Raw genomic sequence first — 21920 nt, 5'->3', positions numbered from 1 at the left:
TTTTGCCAAAATAAACTCCGGGGGTCTGGGGGCTGGCCCCCACTCCACTCTTGCCACGCAGGCCATCCGCCCATAATCAGTCTGCATGACAGATATCTCCCATGACCGCCTTCTCATCATCGACTTCGGCAGCCAGGTCACCCAGCTGATCGCCCGCCGTTTGCGTGAACTTAATGTGTTCTGCGAAATCCACCCGTTCAACACGGTGGATGATGCCTTTCTCAAGGATTTTGCGCCCAAGGCGGTGATCCTGTCGGGGGGGCCGTCCTCGGTCTTCGCCGAAGGTGCGCCCATGCCACCGCAATCGGTGTTCGAGCTTGGGGTACCGATCCTTGGCATCTGCTACGGCCAACAGGTCATGATGCATTGCCTTGGCGGCAAGGTTGAACGCGGTCACGGCACCGCTGAATTCGGGCGCGCCTATGTGACCCCCTCCGAGGCCCGTCTTGAGCTGTTGGAAGGATGGTTCCTCACCGAGAAAGAGCAAGTCTGGATGAGCCACGGCGATCACGTCAGCGCGATCGCCCCCGGCTTCGAAGTCTACGGCACCTCGCCCCACGCGCCTTTCGCGGTCACCGGCGATGTGTCGCGCAATTTCTATGCCGTCCAGTTCCACCCCGAAGTGCACCACACCCCCAATGGCGCGCGCCTGTACGAAAACTTTGTGCGTCTCGCGGGTTTCAAGGGCGACTGGACAATGAGCGCCTACCGCGACGAGGCCATCGCCGCGATCCGCGAGCAGGTCGGTGATCAAAAGGTCATCTGCGGTCTGTCCGGCGGGGTCGATTCCTCGGTCGCGGCCGTGCTGATCCACGAAGCGATTGGGGACCAGCTTACCTGCGTCTTTGTCGACCACGGTCTGCTGCGCAAGGGCGAGGCCGAAGAGGTCGTCACCATGTTCCGTGACAACTACAACATGCCGCTGATCCACGCAGACGAACAGGAACTGTTCCTGGGCGAGCTGGATGGCGTGTCCGACCCCGAAACCAAGCGCAAGATCATCGGCAAACTTTTCATCGACGTGTTCCAGAAGCACGCCAAGGAAGTCGGCGATGCCACCTTCCTCGCACAGGGCACGTTGTACCCCGATGTCATTGAATCGGTGTCCTTTTCCGGCGGGCCGTCGGTGACAATCAAATCGCACCACAACGTGGGCGGTTTGCCCGAAAAGATGGGCCTCAAGCTGGTCGAGCCGCTGCGCGAACTTTTCAAGGACGAGGTGCGCGAGCTTGGCCGCGAGCTGGGTCTGCCGCCGTCGTTTATCGGCCGCCACCCCTTCCCCGGCCCCGGCCTCGCCATCCGCTGCCCCGGCGAGATCACCCGCGAAAAGCTCGACATCCTGCGCGAGGCGGACGCGGTCTATATCGACCAGATCCGCAAGCACGGGCTTTACGATGAAATCTGGCAAGCCTTTGTGGCGATCCTGCCTGTTCGCACCGTGGGTGTGATGGGCGACGGGCGGACCTATGATTTTGCCTGTGCCCTGCGGGCCGTCACCTCGGTCGATGGGATGACGGCGGATTACTATCCGTTCACCCATGAATTCCTGGGCGAGACCGCAACGCGGATCATCAACGAAATTCCGGGCATCAACCGGGTAACCTATGACATCACGTCGAAACCTCCCGGCACGATTGAATGGGAATGATCTGAATGGCTGTGATCGGCCGCATGACAAAGATGCCTCCGGCGGGGATTTTTTTCCATTTGGAAGAGAGACCATGACCCCGACGCTAAGGGCGGCTTTGTGGATGATGGGGTCGATCACGTCTTTCTCTGCGATGGCCGTTGCCGGGCGCGAGCTTGGCGGCAGCCTCGATACGTTCGAGATCATGATGTACCGGTCACTGGTGGGCGTGATCGCTGTGTTTACGCTCGCGACCGTTTACGGGACCTGGGGGCAGATCAACCGGCGCGATTTCGGCACGCAGATCGGGCGCAATCTGGCGCATTTCACCGGACAGAATCTGTGGTTCTACGCGGTTACCGTGATCCCGCTCGCGCAGGTCTTTGCGCTTGAATTCACTTCTCCGCTTTGGGTGATTGTCCTGTCGCCCCTGATTTTGGGCGAACGGCTTACCAAGGTGCGGGCATTGGCGGCGGTTCTTGGATTTATCGGCATCCTTTGTGTTGCCCGTCCGACGATTGCCGGGCTGAATGCCGGCGTGATCACGGCGGCGTCCTCGGCGATTTTCTTTGCGCTGACGATCATGCTGACCAAGCGGCTGACGCGCAGCCAGACGATCACCTGTATCCTGTTCTACCTGACCGTGACGCAACTGGTTTTTGGCGTGATCATGGCCGGTTACGACGGGGATATCGCGGTGCCCGAGGTAACACAGATGCCGCTGTTGTTGCTGATCGGTGTCGCAGGGCTTATGGCGCACTTCTGTCTGACCAACGCCTTGTCCATTGCGCCTGCGACAGTGGTCGTCCCGATCGACTTTGTCCGCCTGCCCCTGATCGCCGTCATCGGAATGCTGGTCTATGCCGAGGCCCTGGATATCTGGGTTTTCATCGGCGGCGCGATTATCTTTGCCGGCAACTACATGAACCTCTGGATCGAATCCCGCCGCGTTTCGTAACGAAACTGCAACAGTTCTGGCATAGGGGCGCAGACTTCCCCTTGGTCAAGAATTGACAGATTGACGCACCCTGCCGTTCAGTTGCTGTATAAAATGTGGCTGCGTGTTGTGGCTGCATCGCTTCTGGGGAGGAGTATTTAGAGATGACGTATCGAGTAATCGCAATGGCGGCCCTGTTGGGCAGCGCATCCACGTTGCACGCGGGGGGGTTGGATCGTTCTGGCCAAGACATCGGCATTCTGTTCGAAGATGGCAACCGTTTCGAATTCAGCTTTGGCCGCGTCTCGCCTTCTATTGACGGCACCGATGTGCGCGGTGGTGGCGATACAGGCAATATTGCCCAAGATTTCAATGTCATTGGCGGCGGTCTTAAGTATCAGTATTCCGATCAGCTGTCCTTTGCTGTTGTCGTTGATGAACCATTCGGGTCCGACGTTTTGTACCCCGCAGTACCAAGTTCCCCGTCCTATGGTGGAACCCAGGCGACTGTGGACAGCTTCGCGATTACCGCTTTGGCGCGGTACAAGTTTAACGATTCTTTCAGCATGCACGGCGGTCTGCGCTATCAAGAAGTCGATGCGACTGTTGCGCTGCAAGGTGCAGGATACGGGCCGCTCAGCGGGTATCGTGCAGACTTCGATTCTGACGGTGCCGTCGGATATGTAATCGGTGCGGCATTTGAAAAGCCGGACATCGCGATGCGCGTTGCGCTGACGTATAACTCGAAAATTACACATGATTTGTCGACGTTGGAAACCAGCAACGGTGCCCCCATCAACCCAGCAGGACGCACAGACACCGAAGTCGAGACGCCCGAAAGTCTCAACCTGGAATTTCAAACCGGGGTCGCGGCTGATACGCTCGTTTTCGGTTCGATCCGCTACGCACGCTATTCCGATACCATCGTATCACCAGACGTCTTTAACGTTCTGACACGCGGTGCGAGCCTGACGTCAATCGAAGATTCCACCGATTATGAAATTGGCGTCGGCCGTCGCTTCAACGACCAGTGGTCTGGCTCGATTGCGATCGGATACCAGCGAGCGAACGGTGACGATCAAGTCTCTCCGCTCGCGCCAACCGATGGTGCGCGGTATGTGTCCTTGGGCGCTAAATATCAGGCGACAAGCCAGTTCGACGTGAGCTTGGGCGTGCGCTATACCGAGCTTGGCGATGCGCGGGCAACCACACTGAATACGCCGCAGGCAAACTTCGAAGACAACTCTGCAGTCTCTGTCGGGGTTAAATTCGGCTACAACTTCTAAGCCCTACCACAGCAACGCTCTATCAGCCCGCCCCAGCAATGTGGCGGGCTTTTTCATGGGGGCGCGATGTCTGACGTCTCGTGGCCGATAGCTCGCGGCTGGTGTCTGGGCACAGGCTAGGCTACTCATTGCGAAACAAGACGTTCCAAGGATGACGACCCATGCTTTACCCCTCCGCCGATGCGTGGCGTGCCGCGCCGCATAAACATGTGCTGGTCTTTGGCATGTCGGGTCTGGGCAAGACGCATATGGCGCATCTGCTGCGGCAATCTGGGGGGTGGTTCCACTACTCCATCGACTACCGGATCGGCACGCGATACTTGGGTGAAACCATCGCCGACAACGCCAAGGCCGAAGCGATGAAGGTGCCCTTCCTGCGGGATCTTCTGCTGAGCGATAGCATCTACATCGGGTCAAACATCACCTTTGATAATCTCTCTCCCGTGGCGACCTGGCTGGGCAAGCCCGGCGATGCGGCCAAGGGTGGCTTGCCGATGGCGGAATATGCGTCGCGACAGGAAGCGTTCAAACAGGCAGAGATCGCGGCCCTGCGCGACACCGGCCATTTCGCCCGCCGTGCGCAGGCGCTCTATGGGTATCCGCATTTCATCTGTGACACCGGCGGCTCGATCTGTGAATGGGTGGACCCCGATGACGACAATGATCCGCTGATGCAAACCCTGTCGGCGGAATGTCTGCCGGTCTGGATCAAGGGCGACGATGCCCACACTCAAGAGCTGATCCGCCGCTTTGACAAAGCCCCCAAGCCGATGGCCTACCAGCCCGAGTTCCTGCTGCGGGTGTGGCAGGAATATCTGAGCGAAAACAACTGCAAAGAGGATGATGTCGATCCGGATGCCTTTATCCGCTGGACCTACGCCCAAGCGCTTGCCCACCGACAGCCGCGCTACGAGGCGATGTCGCGATGGGGGGTGACCGTGACTGCCGATCAGGTGGCCGGGCTCAAATCCGAGGATGATTTCAACGACCTGATCGCGGGGACGTTAAGCGCGTGACCCTTGGCGCCCTCTGCGCGGGCGCTTATCTAAATCCGGCGCAGATGATGCAAGACCTGAGCCCCTAGACGTGGAATACTGACATGCCGATTAAACTGCCTTCCGACCTGCCTGCCTATGACGTGCTGACGCGCGAAGGTGTCATGGTGCTGGATGAGGAAATGGCGGCGCGTCAGGACATCCGGCCTTTGCGCATTGCCTTGCTGAACCTGATGCCGAAAAAAATCCAGACAGAAAACCAGTTCGCGCGGCTGATCGGGGCCACGCCCTTGCAGATCGAATTCAGCCTGATCCGCATGTCCGACCACCAGTCGCGCAATACGGCCGCAGATCACCTTGAAAGCTTTTACCGCCCGTTCGAGGAAGTCACCCACGAGAAATTCGATGGGCTGATCATCACCGGTGCCCCGATAGAGCATCTGGACTTTGACGACGTCACCTATTGGGAAGAGCTTACCCGCGTCTTTGACTGGACCCAGACCAATGTCCATTCGACCTTCGGCGTGTGCTGGGGTGGCATGGCGATGATCAATTACTTCCACGGTATCAAAAAGCATCTGTTGGAAGAAAAAGCATTCGGCTGCTTCCGCCACAGCAACCTTGAACCGTCGTCGCCCTATTTGCGCGGGTTCTCGGATGATCTGGTGGTGCCGGTCAGCCGTTGGACCGAAATGCGCGCGGCAGAGGTCGACGCCGTGCCCAGCCTGACCACCTTGCTCGGCAGCAAGGAGGTCGGCCCCTGTCTGGTCGAAGATGCAGGGCATCGGGCGCTTTATATCTTCAATCACCTAGAATACGACCGCGACACATTGAAGGACGAATATGACCGCGATGTTGCCCAAGGCACGCCGATCAACGTGCCCTGCAACTATTACCCCGATGATGACCCTGCCCAGGTCCCGCTGAACCGCTGGCGCAGCCACGCGCATCTGCTCTACGGCAACTGGATCAACGAGATCTACCAGACCACCCACTACGATCTGAACGACATCGGTCGCAGCAATTTTGGGACGTAGCATGCTGTTGATCCTGACGCTGGTCGCCCTGGGCTTGGTGATCGTGGTGCACTGGCGGGCCAGCGCGCGTGAGGCTGCGGCCAACGCCGCCTACCCGCCGATTGGCGAGCTGATCGATATCGACGGCGTGAAGGTCCATGCCAAGGTGCAGGGCAGCGGGCCGGATCTGGTGCTGATCCACGGGGCTTCAGGAAATATGCGGGATTTCACCTTTGATATGGTGGACCAGCTGAGCGACCGCTACCGCGTTATCCTGTTCGACCGTCCGGGGCTCGGCTGGACCGACAATTTGCCCCAACACGCGGGCGCATGGAATGCCACTGCGGCCACACCACATGAACAGGCCGCGCTGTTGCAAAAGGCAGCGGACCGGCTTGGGGTGAGCAACCCGATCGTCCTGGGGCACAGCTATGGCGGCGCGGTGGCGCTGGCGTGGGGGCTGTCGCGGCCCGATGACACGGCGGCGCTGGTGCTCGTATCCGCCGTGTCCGAGCCGTGGGAAGGTGACCTTGGCTGGCAGTACAAGATCACTGGTTCTGCCTTCGGGTCGGGTATTGTGATCCCGCTGGTCACCGCCTTTGTGCCGCAGGGATTTGTGCGCGCCAGCGTCGGCGCGATCTTTGCCCCGCAAGCCGCGCCTGACGGCTATAGTGACCACATCGGCACCGGCCTGTCCCTGCGCCGGATGTCAATGCGCGCCAATGCCCAACAGGTGAACACGCTGCTGCCCGAGATCAAGAAGATGGTCCCGAAATATGATACGCTGACCATGCCGGTCGAGCTGATCCACGGCACCGCAGACACCATCGTCCCGCTGGATGTCCACGCGGCAATCGCCACGCCGCAACTGCCCGACGCGGTGCTGACCACCCTGCCCGGCATCGGCCATATGCCACAACATGTGACCCAACCCGACGTCATCGCCGTCATTGACCGCGCAGCGACACGTGCGGGTTTGCGCTAGGGGGCAGAACGCTCCATAAGTTAGGGTGAACAGGATATTTGAGGAGGCCCCCATGGACCTGCCCTTTGACGGTGCGATCAGCGCCTATTTCGAAAACGACGCGCCCGCGCCCATCAACAAGGCGATCAAACGCGCCGACAAGGACGATATCCTGAGCGACAGCTACCCCCATTCCGAACGTCTGGGGCGCAAGCAATATGACCGCGAGATGGATCGGCTCCAGATCGAACTGGTCAAGCTGCAAGCATGGGCGCGCGACACCGGCACGCGTATCGCGATGATCTTTGAAGGCCGCGACGCTGCGGGCAAAGGCGGCACCATCTCGCGCTTCCGTCAGAACCTGAACCAGCGTGCCGCCCATGTGGTGGCCCTGCCCAAACCCACCGAAACCGAAGCTGGTCAGTGGTATTTTCAACGCTATATCAAGCATTTGCCGACCGCCGGCGACATGGTGTTCTTTGATCGAAGCTGGTATAATCGCGGCGTCGTCGAGCCGGTTTTCGGCTTTTGCACCGAGGCCCAGCGTGAAGCCTTCTTCGATCAGGTTGTCCCGCTGGAAAAGATGCTGGTGGACGACGGGCTACACCTGTTCAAATTCTGGCTCAACGTAGGCCGCGGCGAACAGCTGCGGCGGATGCTCGCGCGCGAAGGCGACCCGCTGAAACAATGGAAACTCAGCATCATCGATGTCAAAGGGCTGGCGAAATGGGACGCCTATAGCGCCGCGATCAAGGACACCCTGCAGCGGTCCCATACGCCGCAGACCCCGTGGACGGTGATCCGCTCTGACGATAAACGCCGCGCGCGGCTGGCAGCGATCCGGACCGTGCTCCACGCGTTTGACTATACAGGCAAAGACACCAAAGCGATCGGCGCGATTGATGACCAGATTTGCGGCGGGCCGGATATCTGGGATGCCTAAACGCGGCTATCACCACGGCAACTTGCGACAGGCGCTGATCGACGGCGCGCTCAAACTGATCGAGGATCGCGGCCCCACGGGGTTCACCCTGTCAGAGGCGGCGAAACAGGCGGGTGTCACCCCCGCAGCCGTCTATCGGCATTTCGAAGGCCGCGAAGACCTGATCGCCGAAGGCGCGTTGCAAGGCTATGATATCTTTGCCGAATTGATGGAAGCCGCATATCAATCCGGCCAGCCTTCCGCGCTCAAGGCGTTTGAGGCGACGGGCCGCGCCTATCTTGCCTTCGCCCGCGATTATCCGGGTCATTACATCGCGATGTTCGAAAGCGGCATTTCCGTCAACCGCACCCCCGATCTAGCCGCAGCTGCGGCGCGGGCCAATGGGGTGCTGGAACAGGCCGCAAGCGATCTCAGCCAGCATATCCCGTTGGAAAAACGCCCGCCCGCCTCGATGTTCTCGGCCCATATCTGGGCGCTGAGCCACGGGGTTGTTGAACTCTTCGCCCGGAATTCCCCCGGCAGGGCCTCTCCCTTTCCCGCAGATGATCTGCTGGAAAGCGGCATAGGCATCTACCTGCGCGGCCTTGGGCTGGTTGGACCGGACGACTAGGCGGCGATCTCCGCCAAGGCCTGTGCCGCGATCTCGAAGGATTTGACCCGCGCGGCGTGGTCGTGGATCTGCCCTGTCAGGATCAATTCATCCGGTTGATATGTCTCAATCATCTGCGACAGTTGCCGCGCGACGCGCTCGGGGCTGCCAACGGCAGTGACCCGCAGGGCCTGATCGACGGCCTGACGCATCTGAACGCCAACTTCGGCGTCAATATCGCGCACAGGACGCGGCAGCTTGCCCGGTTTACCGGTGCGCAACCGCACAAAAGCCTGCTGCATGGAGGTCCGAAGGTAGGCCCCCTCTTCATCGGTATCCGCCGCGAAAACATTCGCCGCCAACATGAAATGCGGTTTCTCCCACTGCGCCGAGGGTTTGAAATCGCGACGGTAAATCGCCACGGCGTCTTCCAACGCATCGGGGGCAAAATGCGAGGCAAAGGCATAGGGCAGCCCAAAATGCGCCGCCAGCTGCACGCCATAAAGCGAAGAACCCAGGATCCACACCGGCACATGCGTGCCCTGCCCCGGATGCGCCATCACACGCGCCCCCGCAGGGGCCTCGCCAAGATAGCCGATCAGCTCGGCCACATCTTCGGGGAAACGGTCGCCCCCTTGCATCCCGCGCCGCAAGGCGTGGTACACGGCCTGATCCCCACCGGGCGCGCGGCCAAGGCCCAGATCAATCCGGTCTCCGTGAATCGTGGCAAGGGTGCCAAACTGCTCTGCAATCGCCAGCGGCGCGTGGTTCGGCAACATGATGCCCCCCGCGCCCACACGGATGCGAGAGGTGTGATCCGCCACATGCCCGATCAACACCGATGTCGCGGCAGAGGCGATCCCCGGCATGTTGTGATGCTCTGCCATCCAGTAGCGATAATATCCCGCCGCTTCGGTCCGCTTTGCCAGATCAATCGTATTCGCAATGGCTTGACGGGCATCTGACCCTTCGGGCACGGGGGAAAGATCAAGGACTGAATATCGCATGGGCGGCTCCGTTTTTAACGCATCCTTTACCTAAGCACGCGGCCTGGAAAACAAAACCACCCCGCCGGCTTCATTTTGCGAAATAAACTCTCCCCGAAGGGTCGGCTGGCCTCAGGCGCATACGAAAAAGGCCGCCCCAGCAGGAGCGGCCTTTTCCAAAAATTGTAAAGTAAAGCTTAACGCTTGGAGAACTGGAAGCTCTTACGCGCTTTCGCACGACCGTACTTCTTACGCTCAACAACACGGCTGTCGCGTGTCAGGAAGCCTGCCGCTTTCAGCGCGCCGCGCAGGGAGGGATCGTAGAGCTGCAGTGCTTTGGAAACACCGTGCTTCACCGCGCCCGCCTGACCGGACAGGCCGCCACCTTTCACAGTTGCAACAACGTCGAACTGACCGTCGGTGCCTGTGATGGTGAATGGCTGTGCCAGGATCATCTGCAGAACGGGGCGTGCAAAATATTCGTTTTGCGCTTTGCCGTTTACGATGACTTTACCGGAACCTGGTTTGATCCAGACGCGGGCAACCGCATCTTTACGCTTACCGGTTGCATAGGCGCGGCCTTGCGCGTCACGCACGGGCTCGCGTGGGGTCATTTCAACTTCTGTCCCCTGAACGCCACCGATGTTCTCGGTTACGGCCGCTTCGAGGCCTTCGAGTGTTTTGATTTCATCAGCCATGCTTATGCACTCCGCGTGTTTTTAGAGTTCATGGATTTCACGTCCAGAACCTCGGGGCTTTGCGCCTCGTGGGGGTGTTCGGAACCGGCGTAAACGCGCAGGTTGGTCATGATCTGGCGGCTCAGGCGGTTGCCGGGCAGCATGCGCTTGACCGCTTGGGTCACAACACGCTCGGGGTGCGCACCTTCAAGGATCTGAGCTTTGGTACGCTCTTTGATCCCGCCGGGGTGGCCAGTGTGCCAGTAGAAGTTTTCTTCACGCTTCTTGCCGGTCATCTGGATTTTCTCGGCATTGATCACGATGACGTTGTCGCCGCAATCCATGTGAGGGGTGTAGGAAGGCTTGTGCTTGCCGCGCAGACGCATGGCAATGATCGACGCAAGACGGCCAAGGACGACGCCTTCAGCGTCGACGATGATCCATTTCTTGTCGATATCTGCCGGTGTTGCAGAAAAGGTTTTCATGGAGGGAATTCCCGTTACTTTGGTGAAAGGGTCCGAAACCGAACCCCGCTATCTGATGGCTGGGTTATAAACACGCCCTTCGCCGCGTCAAGCGCCGCATTCCCTATTTTTTCACACAAAAACAATGCCTTGCAAATTAGGTATTATTATACCCCACAAAAATCACACGCTCAACTGCTCGGGTGGAGAGTCCAGCAGATGTCGCAGGCGCATGATCGCATCCTCAAAGCTGTGCAGCGCCACGCCTGCGTTGATCGCAAGCCGCACTGCATGGGGCGCGCGGGCATCGCGGCAGACGAATTCCTCGGCCGAGCGGATTTGCACACCCTGCCCTTCAGCCGCCTGACAGAACGCGCCCGCCCGCCAGCCAACCGGCAGGCTCAGCCATAAAAACGGCACGTTGGTGCGCCACGCCACATCATATCCGCCCAGTATATTCACCGCGCTTTGGACATAGGCGTTAAAGCCCTGACGCGTGCCTTCGGCGATGGTGTCGATATCGGGATGCACCAGCAGCTTGGCACAAAGGTCGATCAACGGGGTTGCAAGGCCGAAGCAATTGTACTCGGCCACGCGACGCAGATCGGGTGTGCGCTGGCGGGGGCCGATGGCGAAGCCGATGCGCAGCGCAGGGGTCAGGGTCTTGGCCAGTGACGATACATACCAGCCGCGTTCGGGCGCAAGCATCCGGTAGGTCGGCGCACGCTCTACGCGCATGCGATAACAATCGTCCTCGACAATTTGAAAGTCATGTTTGCGCGCCACTTCAACCAGCGCCTCGCGGCGCGCCACAGGTGTGAAACCGGCGGTCGGGTTATGGACTTCGGGCGAGGTGCAGAAAATCTGAAGATCATGGTTCCGCGCCACCTCGTCCAGCGCTTCGGGGATCACGCCGTCTTTATCCATAGCCACCGGAATGACATCGGCGCGCAGCAGCTCGCCCGCGCGGCGGAACCCGGGGTACGACAGCTCTTCAATCGCGATGGCGGGGCGTCGGCCTTGCAGGATGGACTGGAACACGAGAGACAGACCGTTTTGCCCGCCGTGAGACAGGATCACATCGGCCTCGGTAAAGGATCCCAACGGCGTGCCGGCCAGCCATTTGACCACGGCTTCGCGGGCGGGGCGCGCGCCGGTGCGGCTGGGATAATGCATCACACCTGACGCCGGATCCTGAGCGACCTCGGCCATCAGATTGCGGATCAGCGTCGCCTGCCCCGCCGATGGAAGGTGCGGCGAGAACATGTTCACGGCATAGGTATCCGCGGGGTAGTTCTTTGTCCCTTGATGCACGTGGTGGGCGATCACATCCATCTCGATCGGGCTGTTGCGATCGGGGGTCGTGGGCGGCAGGGCGACAAAGGTGCCGCGCCCGACCTCGGCCTGCAACGTCCCGCTTTCGGTCAGCATCGTATAGGCCCGCGCCACAGTCCCCGGCGTGACGCCAAGCTTCCATGCCAACTCCCGCACCGGCGGCAGTTTTTCCCCCGCCGATAAAGCGCCGTTCGAGATACCGTTTCGTATCATTGTAACAACGGCTTTGTATTTGGGGCCTGGCCCGTCAATTTGATCAGGTTGCCAAATTGTACCCATTACAATGTTTTCCTTTTCAAAATGTATCGCATTTTGTACCCCTTTGTTACGGCAAAACGTAACATTGTGTCAATACAATTCAGAAATAGGAGATTCTCATGACACAGACCCTGACCCTCAACCACGAAACTGTGGCAATCCTGAATCAGCGCAGCACACCGTTTGCCGCTGTTCTTGCGGTCAAATTTGCGGTCTGCGTCACGAAGATGGCATCGCGTCGCCGGACACGCAAAGCGCTCGCACAGCTTGAGCCTTGGCAGTTGGCAGACGTGGGACTCACACCGCGACAGGCTCATGATGAGTCTATTCGGGTGTTCTGGAAGGCGTAACGTCCCTGTGGCGCAGTCCAGACCTCTTCACTCGGGCCGGTAAATACCGGCCCTTTTTTCGATTGTACCCGTCAGTGTGGGGTACAATCAGCGTGGCGGAATGGCATAGGTCAGCGATGCCCGCGCGACAGGGTCGTCCAGCCCTTCGGAATAGACCAGCACATCACAAATCGACAGCAGCTTGCCAAGCTTGAGCAACCGCGTCTTGGCGATCAGATCGGTATTGGCCGCGGGCTTGCGCATGAAATCGATCGAACAGTTTGTGGTCACCGCCAGCGCTTTGGGCCCGATTCGCGCCAAGGTCATCAGATAGGCGCTTACATCGGCCAGCGCGAAGATCGACGGGCCGGACACGGTGCCGCCGGGGCGCAGGTGCCGGTCCGCGGTGAGCAAACGTGTGGTCAGATCCGTCTCTCCGACATGGTCGATGGCGAAATCATCGGCGACCTGCTTGAACACGTCTTTCATAAAAACCGCGAGCGCATCGGCATCCATCATAATTGGCATACTTGTCCTCCCTCATATGTCGCGGCTAGGCTCAGGGAAAAGCGGGAGGGGTTCAAGATGACAATGGTCGAAATGGCATGTGACGGTGCGGTAGTCCGGTTGACGATGAACGCGCCGGACCGGTTGAACGCGCTGTCGGACGAGATGCTGGCTGCGTTGCAGGCGCGTCTGGACGAGATCGCGCATCGGCCCGACATACGGGTCGTCATCCTTGCCGGGGCGGGCAAGGCGTTCTGCGCCGGGCATGATCTGAAGCAGATGACCGCGTTGCGCGACGCCAAGGATGGGGGTGTCGCCGGCTTCCAGGACCTGTTCGAACGCTGCGCCCGTCTGATGGCGCGCATCCAGTCCCTGCCCCAGCCCGTGATCGCGCAAGTCCACGGCATCGCCACGGCCGCGGGATGTCAGCTGGTCGCGACCTGCGATCTTGCGGTCGCGGCCGAGGATACGCGCTTTGGCGTGAACGGCGTGAATATTGGCCTGTTCTGCTCCACCCCGATGGTCGCGCTCAGCCGCAATATCCCGCGCAAACAGGCGTTCGAGATGCTGACCACGGGCGAGTTTATCGATGCAGCCCGCGCCCGCGAGCTGGGGTTGATCAACCGTATTGCCCCATCAGACGAGCTTGCGACGCAGACGACAGCGCTGGCCCAGCAGATCGCGGACAAGCTGGGCACAGCGGTCAAGATCGGCAAACAGGCCTTCTATGCGCAGCTCGCCATGCCGGTCGCGCAAGCTTATGTCTACACGGGCGACGTGATGGTGGAAAACATGCTCAACCCCGACACGGCCGAGGGCATCGCGGCCTTTCTGGAAAAACGCACCCCTGAGTGGGATTAGTAAGCCGGAAACAGACTGTTTCCGATGGTGCCGCACAGATCACGAATTCGTGCTTTCAATTCGGGCGCTTTTGTGGCACAAATAAGACAAGGCAGATGCCTTGATGATTTTGGGTCGCCGCCGGCGGAAGGTCCCTCCAGGTCAGCCTCTCACTGACCGACCGTTCCCGCAGCGGCGACCCCAAAAATCTCCCTTCACTTTCAGTCGATATGTTTGACGGCCCAAAGAGCGGCGGGCACGTGTTTCGCGACAGGCACCGCTGGCTATTGCACCGCGCCAGCCCCTGCCCTACATCGCTGGCATGACACATACACTCCATATCATCGGCGGCGGCATGGCCGGATCAGAGGCCGCCTGGCAGGCGGCGAACGCGGGCATTCAGGTTGTGCTCCATGAAATGCGGCCCAAGGTCGGCACCTTCGCGCATCAGACGGGGCTGCTGGGGGAAATGGTCTGCTCCAACTCCTTCCGCTCGGATGATAACGAACAGAACGCCGTGGGGCTGCTGCATTGGGAGATGCGTGCCGCCAACGGGCTGATCATGGCAACCGCCGAGAAACACCGCCTGCCCGCCGGCGGTGCCTTGGCGGTGGACCGTGATCCCTTCGCGCAATCGGTGACAGACGCGCTGATGGCGCATCCAAATATCTCTGTCGAATATGGCGAGATCACCGATCTGCCGCGCGAGGGTCACTGGATCATCGCGACCGGCCCGCTGACCTCGGGCGATCTAGCGCAGTCTATCGCCGCCGAAACCGGTGCCGAGGCGCTGGCCTTTTTCGACGCGATTGCGCCTATCATCTACCATGACAGCATTGATATGAGCAAAGCGTGGATGCAATCGCGCTATGACAAGGGCGAGACCGAGGAAGAGCGTACAGCCTACCTCAACTGCCCGATGACCAAAGACCAATACGAAGCGTTCATCGACGCGCTGCTGGCCGCGGATAAAACCGAATTCAAGGAAGGCGAGACGGCGGGTTACTTCGACGGCTGCCTCCCGATCGAGGTGATGGCCGAACGCGGGCGCGAGACGCTGCGCTTTGGCCCGATGAAGCCCGTCGGCCTGACCAACCCCCATGATCCCGACAATAAACCCTATGCCGTGGTGCAACTGCGCCGAGATAACAAGTTGGGCACGTTGTATAATATCGTCGGCTTCCAGACCAAGATGAAATACGGGGCCCAGACCGAGGTGCTGCGGATGATCCCGGGGCTTGAAAATGCCTCCTTCGCGCGGCTCGGCGGTATCCACCGCAATACTTTCCTGAACTCGCCCACGCTGTTGGACGACCAGATGCGTCTGCGCAGCCAGCCGAACGTACGGTTTGCAGGGCAGATCACCGGCGTCGAAGGCTATGTGGAAAGCGCTGCGATGGGACTGCTTGCCGGGCGTCTGGCCGTCGCCGAGATCAAGGGCGAAGCGGCCGCACCGCCCCCGCCGACCACTGCGACCGGCGCCTTGATTACCCATATCACTGGCGGCGCGGATGCGAAAACCTTCCAGCCGATGAACGTCAACTTTGGCCTGTTCCCACCGGTCGAGGGGCTGAAATCCGGCCGTCGTGGTCGCAAGGATCGCTATAAAGCCTACACCGACCGCGCCAAGACAGACTGGCAGGGCTGGCTGGACGGCACCACGCCCGCAGCATGAGCTTTCGGACCCGGTTCGCGCCGTCGCCCACCGGGCCGCTGCATCTGGGGCACGCCTATTCGGCGCTGGTGGCCCATGATATGGCGCGCTCCCAAGGTGGCAGCTTCTTGCTGCGGTTCGAAGACACGGATCTGGAACGATCAAAGCCCGAATATATGCGCCAAGCGTTGGACGATCTGGCGTGGCTGGGCATCACATGGGATGCACCACCCCTGATGCAATCAGAAAGCCTTGATGTGTATAATCAAAGTGTTGAGGCGCTTTCTTCACGTCGATTGACCTATCCCTGCCGCTGTAGCCGCAAAGATATTGCCGCCGCGCTCGCCGCGCCGCAGGAAGGGGCACCGCATAGCGTCTATCCGCAAACCTGCAAAACGCGCAGTATGGACGACCGCGGACCGAATGACGCCATCCGCCTGCATATGGACCGCGCGCTTGGGCAAGCCTCAGACGGGCTGGGGTTCATAGAGGACGGGCCGCTACACACCGGCCCGCATCCCGTTGATCACGCTGCGCTTTTGACAAAGATCGGTGATATCGTGGTAGGGCGCAAAGACATCCAGACCGCCGCCTACTTCCTTGCCTCTGCCATCGACGATATCCGCGAGGGGATCACCCATGTGGTGCGCGGCGTGGATCTGTTTGACTTCACTCAGGTGCAAGTGTTGCTGCTGGATCTGCTGGGCCACAAACCCCCGCGCTATTTCCACCACGATCTGATCCGTGATGAAAATGGCAAGCGGCTGGCAAAACGCGATGACGCGCGCGCAATCTCCTTGTACCGGAGCGAAGGCGCGTCACCACAAGATATTCGTGCACTGATAGGGCTTTAGCGCCTATTCATCATCCATTACGTCAAGCGTGATACGTTCGGCACCATCCTCAACCAGCGTGTAAAAGCAGCTTCGCCGTCCTGTGTGACAGGCCGCCCCCGTCTGGTGCACCTTCACCAGCAGACAATCGCGGTCACAGTCGATGCGCAGCTCGACCAGCTCTTGCACGTGGCCGCTGGTGTCGCCCTTGATCCAGAACGACTGACGCGAGCGGCTCCAATAGGTGACGCGGCCGGTTTCCAGCGTTTGGGTGACCGCCTGCGCGTTCATCCACGCGATCATCAACACGTCGCCCGTGGTCGCATCCTGCGCAATCGCGGGGATCAGCCCTGCTTCGTTGAATTTCAATGTGCTGGTGTCAAAGTCCATCGCCGTGCCTTCAGTTTGTTTTTGCATCATCCGCTTGAAGGCTTATGTAAGGGTTAATGACACAGAGGAACAGCCATGAGTGACGAGACAGACCTGATCAAGCTATACTCGGCGCGGATTTTGGGGCTTGCGGCTGACATCCCACATCTGGGGCGCTTGGAAAATCCCGATGCCAGCGTCACGCGGCGCTCGCCCCTATGTGGGTCCACCGTCACGGTCGATGTCGTGGTCGAAGATGGCAAGCTGGCGCAGATGGGGCAGGATGTGAAGGCCTGCGCGTTGGGTCAGGCTTCTGCCGCTGTTGCCGGTGCGGCGGCAGTTGGTGCGACGTTGGATCAGATCCAGACGGCGCGGGATCAGTTGAAAGCGATGTTGAAAGGCCAAGGCCCCGTGCCCGACGCCCCCTTCGACGGGTTCGAAGTGCTGACCCCCGCAGTGGCCTATAAAAACCGTCATGCGTCCATCCTGCTGACGATAGAGGCGTTGGCCGAAGCGATGGAACAGACCCAAGAGGTTGCGCAAAACGGCTAGGCCCGTTCCGCCGCGATCTGCGCCAATAGCGCCGCGGCGGCGATGCCTCCAGCGGCGAACGCCCCCCACCGAACGCCTACACAAAAAAACGCCGCACATCCGGGCAGGATGGCGGCGTAAGGGTGCGGTGACCGTGAAGGCTCGTTTTGATCCGTGACAGAGGGGACAACTCGGGCACAGGGACGAAGGTATTGCGGACTTCGCCAACGCATAGAGTTTGGGACAGATGCGCGGGCTAGATCAAAACAACACGGTTTACGCAGGCAGAAGTCAAACGAAGGCGGGAAGGTGCAGACCGACCACGAGGATGACAACCAAGGCAGCCGCCCCTGCGGCATCTTGCAACAACGTGTCTTTCGACCGTTTGGCAATGGCTTTGACTGTAAGGATCGTGGTCATTTGCGTTCTCCCGTTTCCGTTGCCTATTTGTTCTCATTTTCAAACCCCTGTGTAAAGAACTTTATGAGAACAAAAGAGAACAAAATGAGATTAAATCGCTAACCCACTGATATCAAACGGATCGCCTCGTCCTGGCGCATCAGCCATAACAGCAGCCGGGCGGCTTTGCCGCGCGGGGTGGTCAGATCAGGGTCCACAGCCAGCAAGGCGCGCGCATCCGATTGGGCGACCTGCATCAAAGCCGCCTGTTTCTCCAGATCCGCCACCCGAAACCGCGGTACGCCGGATTGCGCCGTGCCGATCAGATCACCGGTCCCGCGCATCTTGAGGTCCGTCTCGGCGATCACAAAACCATCCTCGCTTTCGCGCAAAACCTCCAGCCGTTGCCGGCCGCTTTCGCTGAGCGGGGCTTGATACATCAGCAAGCAGGTAGAGGCCGCCTGCCCCCGTCCCACGCGCCCGCGCAGCTGGTGCAGCTGTGCCAGCCCGAAGCTTTCGGCGCGCTCGATCACGATGATGCTGGCGTTCGGCACGTCGACGCCCACCTCGATCACCGTGGTGGCGACCAGCAGCTTGGTCTGCCCTTGCTGAAAGGCACGCATGGCCGCGTCTTTATCGGCGGGCGGCATCTGCCCATGGACCAGCCCGACCACGCCTTCGCCCAATGCCGCACGCAGGTGTTTGAACCGCGCTTCTGCGGCGATCAGATCGCTGACCTCGCTTTCTTCGACCAGCGGGCACACCCAATAGCATTGCCGCCCTTCGCTGATGGCGGCGCGCAAGCGGGTCACGACCTCCTCCATCCGGTCGGTGGCAATCAGGGCGGTGCGGATGGGCTTGCGTCCGGGCGGCTTTTCATCCAGCACAGACACGTCCATATCGCCATATTGCGCAAGGGCCAGCGACCGCGGGATCGGCGTCGCGGTCATGACCAAAACATCGACGGCCTGCCCTTTTTTGCCAAGTTCAAGCCGCTGGCGCACCCCAAAACGGTGCTGTTCATCCACCACCGCAAGGCGCAGATCGCCAAAGGCGACATCGGCCTGAAACACCGCATGGGTGCCCACAAGGATCTGGATCGCGCCGTTTTCCAGCGCGCTCAGCTTGGCGCGCCGTTCGGGCCCTTTGTCGCGTCCGGTCAAAAGCTCAAGCACCACACCCGCTTGTTCGGCCAGGGGGCGCAAGCCTTCAAGATGTTGACGCGCAAGGATTTCTGTCGGGGCCATCAGCACGCCCTGCCCGCCTGCCTCGGCCGCCCGCAACAATGCCATGAAGGCGACCAGCGTTTTGCCCGCGCCCACATCCCCCTGCAGCAAGCGGTTCATGCGCGCGCCGCTGGCCATGTCCTTTGCAATCTCGGCGATGGCGCGGGTCTGTGCACCGGTGGGCGCGTAGGGCAATGCGCCAAGCACGCGCTGCTGCAGGTGGCCATCCCCAACCGTCTTGCGACCCGCCTTCCGCCGGTCCTTGGCGCGCGCAAGGGCAAGCGTCAGTTGATGGGCGAGCAATTCATCATAGGCCAGCCGCGCCCGCGCTGGCGCCGCGGCAGAAAGGTCAGCCATGTCGTTCGGGGCATGCGCCTGTTGCAGCGCATCTGGAAAATCTGGCCAGTTCTCTTGGTTTTTCTGATTAGGATCAATCCATTCGCCGACCTCTGGCACCCGCGACAATGCGGCCCGCGTGGCCTTATACATCAGCTTTTGCGTGATCCCGCTGGTCAGCGGATAGACCGGTTCAAACGTCGGAATATCGCCCGCCTCGGCCTCGGGCACGACGAAATCCGGGTGCACCATCTGGGGGATGCCGTCAAAAAGCTCTACCCGCCCCGACACCACGCGCCGTGACCCTTCGGGCATCTGTCGTTTCCAGTAATCCCCGCGCGCGTGAAAGAAGACCAGCTGAAAGGCCGTGGCGCTGTCTTCGACATGAATACGGTAGGCCCCGCCCTTGTTTGCAGGGGCCCGATGCGCGCCAACGGTGACCGCCACGGTGACAGTGGCGGGCAGGATCGCATCCTTGACACTGGGCTGCAGCCGTCGGTCGATGCCGGAATACGGCAGCGTAAACAACAGGTCACGCGGGGCCATCACCCCCAGCTGGGCAAAGTTCTGCGCGGTTTTCGGCCCGACCCCTTCCAGCGTTTCGAGCTTGGCAAAGAGGGGGAAAAGCGCCTCGGGCCGGCCGGTCATGCGCCGTCGATCAGCGCAAGCCAGCCGTCCTCGTCCAATGTCTGAATGCCCAGATCTGCCGCTTTCTTGGCCTTGGAGCCAGCCCCCGGCCCCGCGACCAGAATATCGGTTTTCGCACTGACCGAGCCAGAGACCTTGGCCCCCAAACGTTCGGCGCGCGCCTTCGCCTCGGCGCGGGTCATTTTTTCAAGCGTGCCGGTGAAGACTACGGTTTTTCCTGCCACAGGGGAGCCTTCGGTATCGGGGCGCGCCACATCCTGCACCGACAGTTCCGCCACCAGCCGGTCGATCGAGGCACGCTCGGCCTCTTGGGCAAAGGTGCTCACCAGGCTTTGCGCCATGACCTGACCGACGCCGTCCACTCCGATCAGATCGTCCCAGGCGGGGCCAACCCCGGATTTTGCATGGCCCATTGCAGCCTCGAACGCGGTCCAGCTGCCGTAATGCTGCGCGATCAGGTTCGACGCCGCTTCGCCCACATGGCGGATGCCAAGCGCAAAGATCAGCCGCGACAGGGGGATTTTGCGTTTATCCTCAATGGCCTGAAACAGTTTATCGGCAGATTTCTCGCCCCAGCCTTCGCGGTTCTTGAGCTGCTGCATGCCGCTGCCATAGCGGGCCTTGAGCGTGAAGATATCCGCCGGTTCCGCGATCCAGTCATCGGCATAGAATTGTTCGACCTGTTTCGCGCCCAGACCGTCAATATCAAAAGCCGCGCGTGACACGAAATGTTTCAGCTTTTCAACGGCTTGCGCAGGGCAGATCAAACCACCCGTACAGCGACGCACCGCATCACCTTCCTCGCGGATGGCATCGCTGCCACATTCCGGGCAGGTCGTTGGATAGATATAGGCTTCGGCGTCCTCGGGTCGCTTGCCAAGGTCCACATCCGCGATCTTGGGGATCACGTCCCCCGCACGGTAGACCTGCACCCAGTCGCCGACGCGGATATCCTTACCCTCGCGGATACGGGCCCCCTTACTGTCGAGCCCTTTGATATAATCCTCGTTATGGAGCGTCGCATTCGAGACAACGACGCCCCCCACGGTCACCGGATGCAACCGCGCCACCGGCGACAGCGCGCCGGTGCGGCCGACCTGAATGGTGATATCCTCCAGCCGGGTCCAGGCCAGTTCTGCAGGGAATTTATGCGCAATTGCCCAACGGGGGGTGGTGGAGCGAAAGCCAAGCCGGTCTTGCAACGCCAGATCGTTCACCTTGTAGACGACGCCGTCGATGTCATAGCCAAGCGTCGCGCGTTGCTCTTCGATCTTACGGTAATGCGCGATCATCTCTTGCGGGCCATCGCAGAGCGTCGTCAACGGGTTGGTGTCAAACCCGAATGCCTTAAGCCGCTCTATCGCCTGAAACTGCGTTTCGGCCAGTGGCGCGGACAAGGCCCCCCAGGCATAGGCGAAAAACGCCAGCGGCCTTGCGCGGGTAATCTCGGCATCCAACTGGCGCAAGGATCCGGCGGCGGCGTTGCGCGGGTTGGCAAAGGTCTTGCCGCCATTGGCCGTCTGTCGGGCGTTCAGCGCATCAAAGTCGTCGTGGCGCATATAGACTTCGCCGCGCACCTCAAGCAGCGCCGGTGCGCCCTTGATCCGTGTCGGAATGGTATCAATCGTGCGCGCATTGGCGGTGACGTTTTCCCCGACGGCACCATCCCCACGGGTCGCGGCCTGTACCAGATCCCCGTTTTCATAGCGCAGCGACAGCGACAGCCCGTCAATCTTGGGCTCTGCGGTGAAGGCCAGCGGCGTCCCGACTGGGAGCCCCAGATACTTGCGGATGCGCGCATCGAAATCGACAACATCCTCATCCTCGAACGCATTGCCCAAGGACAGCATCGCCACGTCATGCCGGACCTTGCCGAACCCTTCCGCCGGCGCGGCACCAACCTTGTCGCTGGGGCTGTCAGCGCGTTTGAGGCCGGGAAACCGTTCCTCAATCGCCTGATTGCGACGTTTCAGGCGATCATATTCCGCGTCCGATAGGTCGGGCGCGTCCTGCGTGTGATAGGCCGCATTCGCCCGCCCCAACAGGTCAGCCAACCGCGCCAATTCGGCTTTGGCCTCCTCTTCGGAAAGCTCCTGAAGTGCGGTTTTATCAGTCACGGTAAGCCCCAGCCTGCTGTTTCAACTGGGGTCTAGATACGCAGGGAACTCCCC

General features: G+C 60.5%; 22 protein-coding genes. 13 read left to right on the top strand and 9 right to left on the bottom strand.

Translation table 11 applies throughout. From position 1 onward, the window contains the following. The first annotated feature begins 85 nt into the window (after positions 1-85). The 8 genes from guaA (at position 86) to B4F27_RS05480 (ending at position 8378) form a co-directional block, all read left to right on the top strand. Positions 86-1648 carry a glutamine-hydrolyzing GMP synthase gene (guaA, locus tag B4F27_RS05515; RefSeq protein WP_005853474.1) on the top strand — a complete coding sequence of 521 codons (1563 nt, stop codon included), beginning with the start codon at positions 86-88 and terminating at the stop codon, positions 1646-1648. Between the two features lie 73 nt (positions 1649-1721). Further along, entirely contained in the window at positions 1722-2585 is an 864-nt protein-coding gene (locus B4F27_RS05510) for a DMT family transporter (RefSeq protein WP_286759088.1), read from the top strand. Between the two features lie 164 nt (positions 2586-2749). Beyond that, positions 2750-3850, top strand: coding sequence for an OmpP1/FadL family transporter (locus B4F27_RS05505; protein WP_286759087.1), 1101 nt, complete (start codon positions 2750-2752; stop codon positions 3848-3850). Between the two features lie 161 nt (positions 3851-4011). After that, positions 4012-4866 (top strand): ATPase, encoded by an 855-nt coding sequence (locus B4F27_RS05500; protein WP_286759086.1) that lies wholly within the window; start codon positions 4012-4014, stop codon positions 4864-4866. 83 nt (positions 4867-4949) lie between these two features. Further along, positions 4950-5882: a homoserine O-acetyltransferase MetA gene (metA, locus tag B4F27_RS05495; protein ID WP_005853468.1), complete on the top strand. Its 933-nt coding sequence runs from the start codon at positions 4950-4952 to the stop codon at positions 5880-5882. A gap of 1 nt (position 5883) precedes the next feature. Continuing rightward, the gene (locus tag B4F27_RS05490; RefSeq protein WP_286759085.1) at positions 5884-6846 is read left to right on the top strand and encodes an alpha/beta fold hydrolase; all 963 of its coding nucleotides are present in this window, start codon (positions 5884-5886) and stop codon (positions 6844-6846) included. 52 nt (positions 6847-6898) lie between these two features. After that, a complete protein-coding gene (ppk2, locus tag B4F27_RS05485; RefSeq protein ID WP_037966363.1) occupies positions 6899-7768 on the top strand; it encodes a polyphosphate kinase 2 in 870 nt (289 codons plus the stop codon). Further along, positions 7761-8378, top strand: a complete 618-nt coding sequence (locus B4F27_RS05480) for a TetR/AcrR family transcriptional regulator (protein ID WP_005853462.1) — start codon at positions 7761-7763, stop codon at positions 8376-8378. Before ppk2 ends, B4F27_RS05480 begins: the two co-directional genes overlap by 8 nt. On the opposite strand, the gene B4F27_RS05475 is transcribed toward B4F27_RS05480, so the two are convergent. From B4F27_RS05475 to B4F27_RS05460, 4 genes are all read right to left on the bottom strand, one after another. Then, positions 8375-9364, bottom strand: a complete 990-nt coding sequence (locus B4F27_RS05475) for an LLM class flavin-dependent oxidoreductase (RefSeq protein WP_286759084.1) — start codon at positions 9362-9364, stop codon at positions 8375-8377. The genes B4F27_RS05480 and B4F27_RS05475 overlap by 4 nt on opposite strands. 176 nt (positions 9365-9540) lie before the next feature. Then, on the bottom strand, positions 9541-10041 hold the full coding sequence (gene rpsI / locus B4F27_RS05470) for a 30S ribosomal protein S9 (protein ID WP_005853459.1): 501 nt from the start codon (positions 10039-10041) through the stop codon (positions 9541-9543). A gap of 2 nt (positions 10042-10043) precedes the next feature. Then, complete coding sequence (rplM, locus tag B4F27_RS05465) at positions 10044-10505, bottom strand: 50S ribosomal protein L13 (RefSeq protein WP_005853457.1); 462 nt, start codon at positions 10503-10505, stop codon at positions 10044-10046. A gap of 162 nt (positions 10506-10667) precedes the next feature. Continuing rightward, a complete protein-coding gene (locus B4F27_RS05460; protein WP_132996627.1) occupies positions 10668-12098 on the bottom strand; it encodes a PLP-dependent aminotransferase family protein in 1431 nt (476 codons plus the stop codon). A gap of 98 nt (positions 12099-12196) precedes the next feature. Between B4F27_RS05460 and B4F27_RS05455 the strand changes: the two genes are divergently transcribed. Beyond that, the gene (locus B4F27_RS05455) at positions 12197-12427 is read left to right on the top strand and encodes a DUF1127 domain-containing protein (RefSeq protein ID WP_005853453.1); all 231 of its coding nucleotides are present in this window, start codon (positions 12197-12199) and stop codon (positions 12425-12427) included. 87 nt (positions 12428-12514) lie between these two features. On the opposite strand, the gene B4F27_RS05450 is transcribed toward B4F27_RS05455, so the two are convergent. Further along, positions 12515-12934 (bottom strand): PaaI family thioesterase, encoded by a 420-nt coding sequence (locus B4F27_RS05450; RefSeq protein WP_005853451.1) that lies wholly within the window; start codon positions 12932-12934, stop codon positions 12515-12517. 63 nt (positions 12935-12997) lie between these two features. On the opposite strand from B4F27_RS05450, the gene B4F27_RS05445 reads away from it, so the two are divergent. The 3 genes from B4F27_RS05445 to gluQRS all read left to right on the top strand — a co-directional run bounded on the left by B4F27_RS05445 (position 12998) and on the right by gluQRS (position 16261). Next, positions 12998-13774 carry an enoyl-CoA hydratase gene (locus B4F27_RS05445; RefSeq protein ID WP_414717688.1) on the top strand — a complete coding sequence of 259 codons (777 nt, stop codon included), beginning with the start codon at positions 12998-13000 and terminating at the stop codon, positions 13772-13774. Between the two features lie 301 nt (positions 13775-14075). Further along, positions 14076-15428 (top strand): methylenetetrahydrofolate--tRNA-(uracil(54)-C(5))-methyltransferase (FADH(2)-oxidizing) TrmFO, encoded by a 1353-nt coding sequence (gene trmFO, locus B4F27_RS05440; RefSeq protein WP_037944238.1) that lies wholly within the window; start codon positions 14076-14078, stop codon positions 15426-15428. Next, positions 15425-16261, top strand: a complete 837-nt coding sequence (gluQRS, locus tag B4F27_RS05435; protein ID WP_286759082.1) for a tRNA glutamyl-Q(34) synthetase GluQRS — start codon at positions 15425-15427, stop codon at positions 16259-16261. Before trmFO ends, gluQRS begins: the two co-directional genes overlap by 4 nt. Positions 16262-16264: 3 nt before the next feature. Here gluQRS and hisI read toward each other — a convergent pair whose 3' ends face one another. Further along, positions 16265-16630: a phosphoribosyl-AMP cyclohydrolase gene (gene hisI / locus B4F27_RS05430; protein WP_286759081.1), complete on the bottom strand. Its 366-nt coding sequence runs from the start codon at positions 16628-16630 to the stop codon at positions 16265-16267. 75 nt (positions 16631-16705) lie between these two features. Here hisI and B4F27_RS05425 point away from each other — a divergent pair, with 75 nt between their 5' ends. Further along, entirely contained in the window at positions 16706-17161 is a 456-nt protein-coding gene (locus B4F27_RS05425) for an iron-sulfur cluster assembly scaffold protein (protein ID WP_005853441.1), read from the top strand. Positions 17162-17431: 270 nt separating this feature from the next. On the opposite strand, the gene B4F27_RS05420 is transcribed toward B4F27_RS05425, so the two are convergent. From B4F27_RS05420 to ligA, 3 genes are all read right to left on the bottom strand, one after another. After that, a complete protein-coding gene (locus tag B4F27_RS05420; RefSeq protein WP_005853439.1) occupies positions 17432-17560 on the bottom strand; it encodes a hypothetical protein in 129 nt (42 codons plus the stop codon). Between the two features lie 98 nt (positions 17561-17658). Continuing rightward, positions 17659-19749: an ATP-dependent DNA helicase RecG gene (recG, locus tag B4F27_RS05415; protein WP_286759080.1), complete on the bottom strand. Its 2091-nt coding sequence runs from the start codon at positions 19747-19749 to the stop codon at positions 17659-17661. Next, complete coding sequence (gene ligA, locus B4F27_RS05410) at positions 19746-21866, bottom strand: NAD-dependent DNA ligase LigA (protein ID WP_286759079.1); 2121 nt, start codon at positions 21864-21866, stop codon at positions 19746-19748. Before ligA ends, recG begins: the two co-directional genes overlap by 4 nt. Between the last annotated feature and the right edge of the window lie 54 nt (positions 21867-21920).

This window comes from Sulfitobacter sp. UBA1132 (genome assembly GCF_002311545.1).
Taxonomy (GTDB): Bacteria; Pseudomonadota; Alphaproteobacteria; order Rhodobacterales; family Rhodobacteraceae; genus Sulfitobacter; species Sulfitobacter pontiacus.
This window is presented reverse-complemented; position numbering and strand designations above follow the sequence as displayed.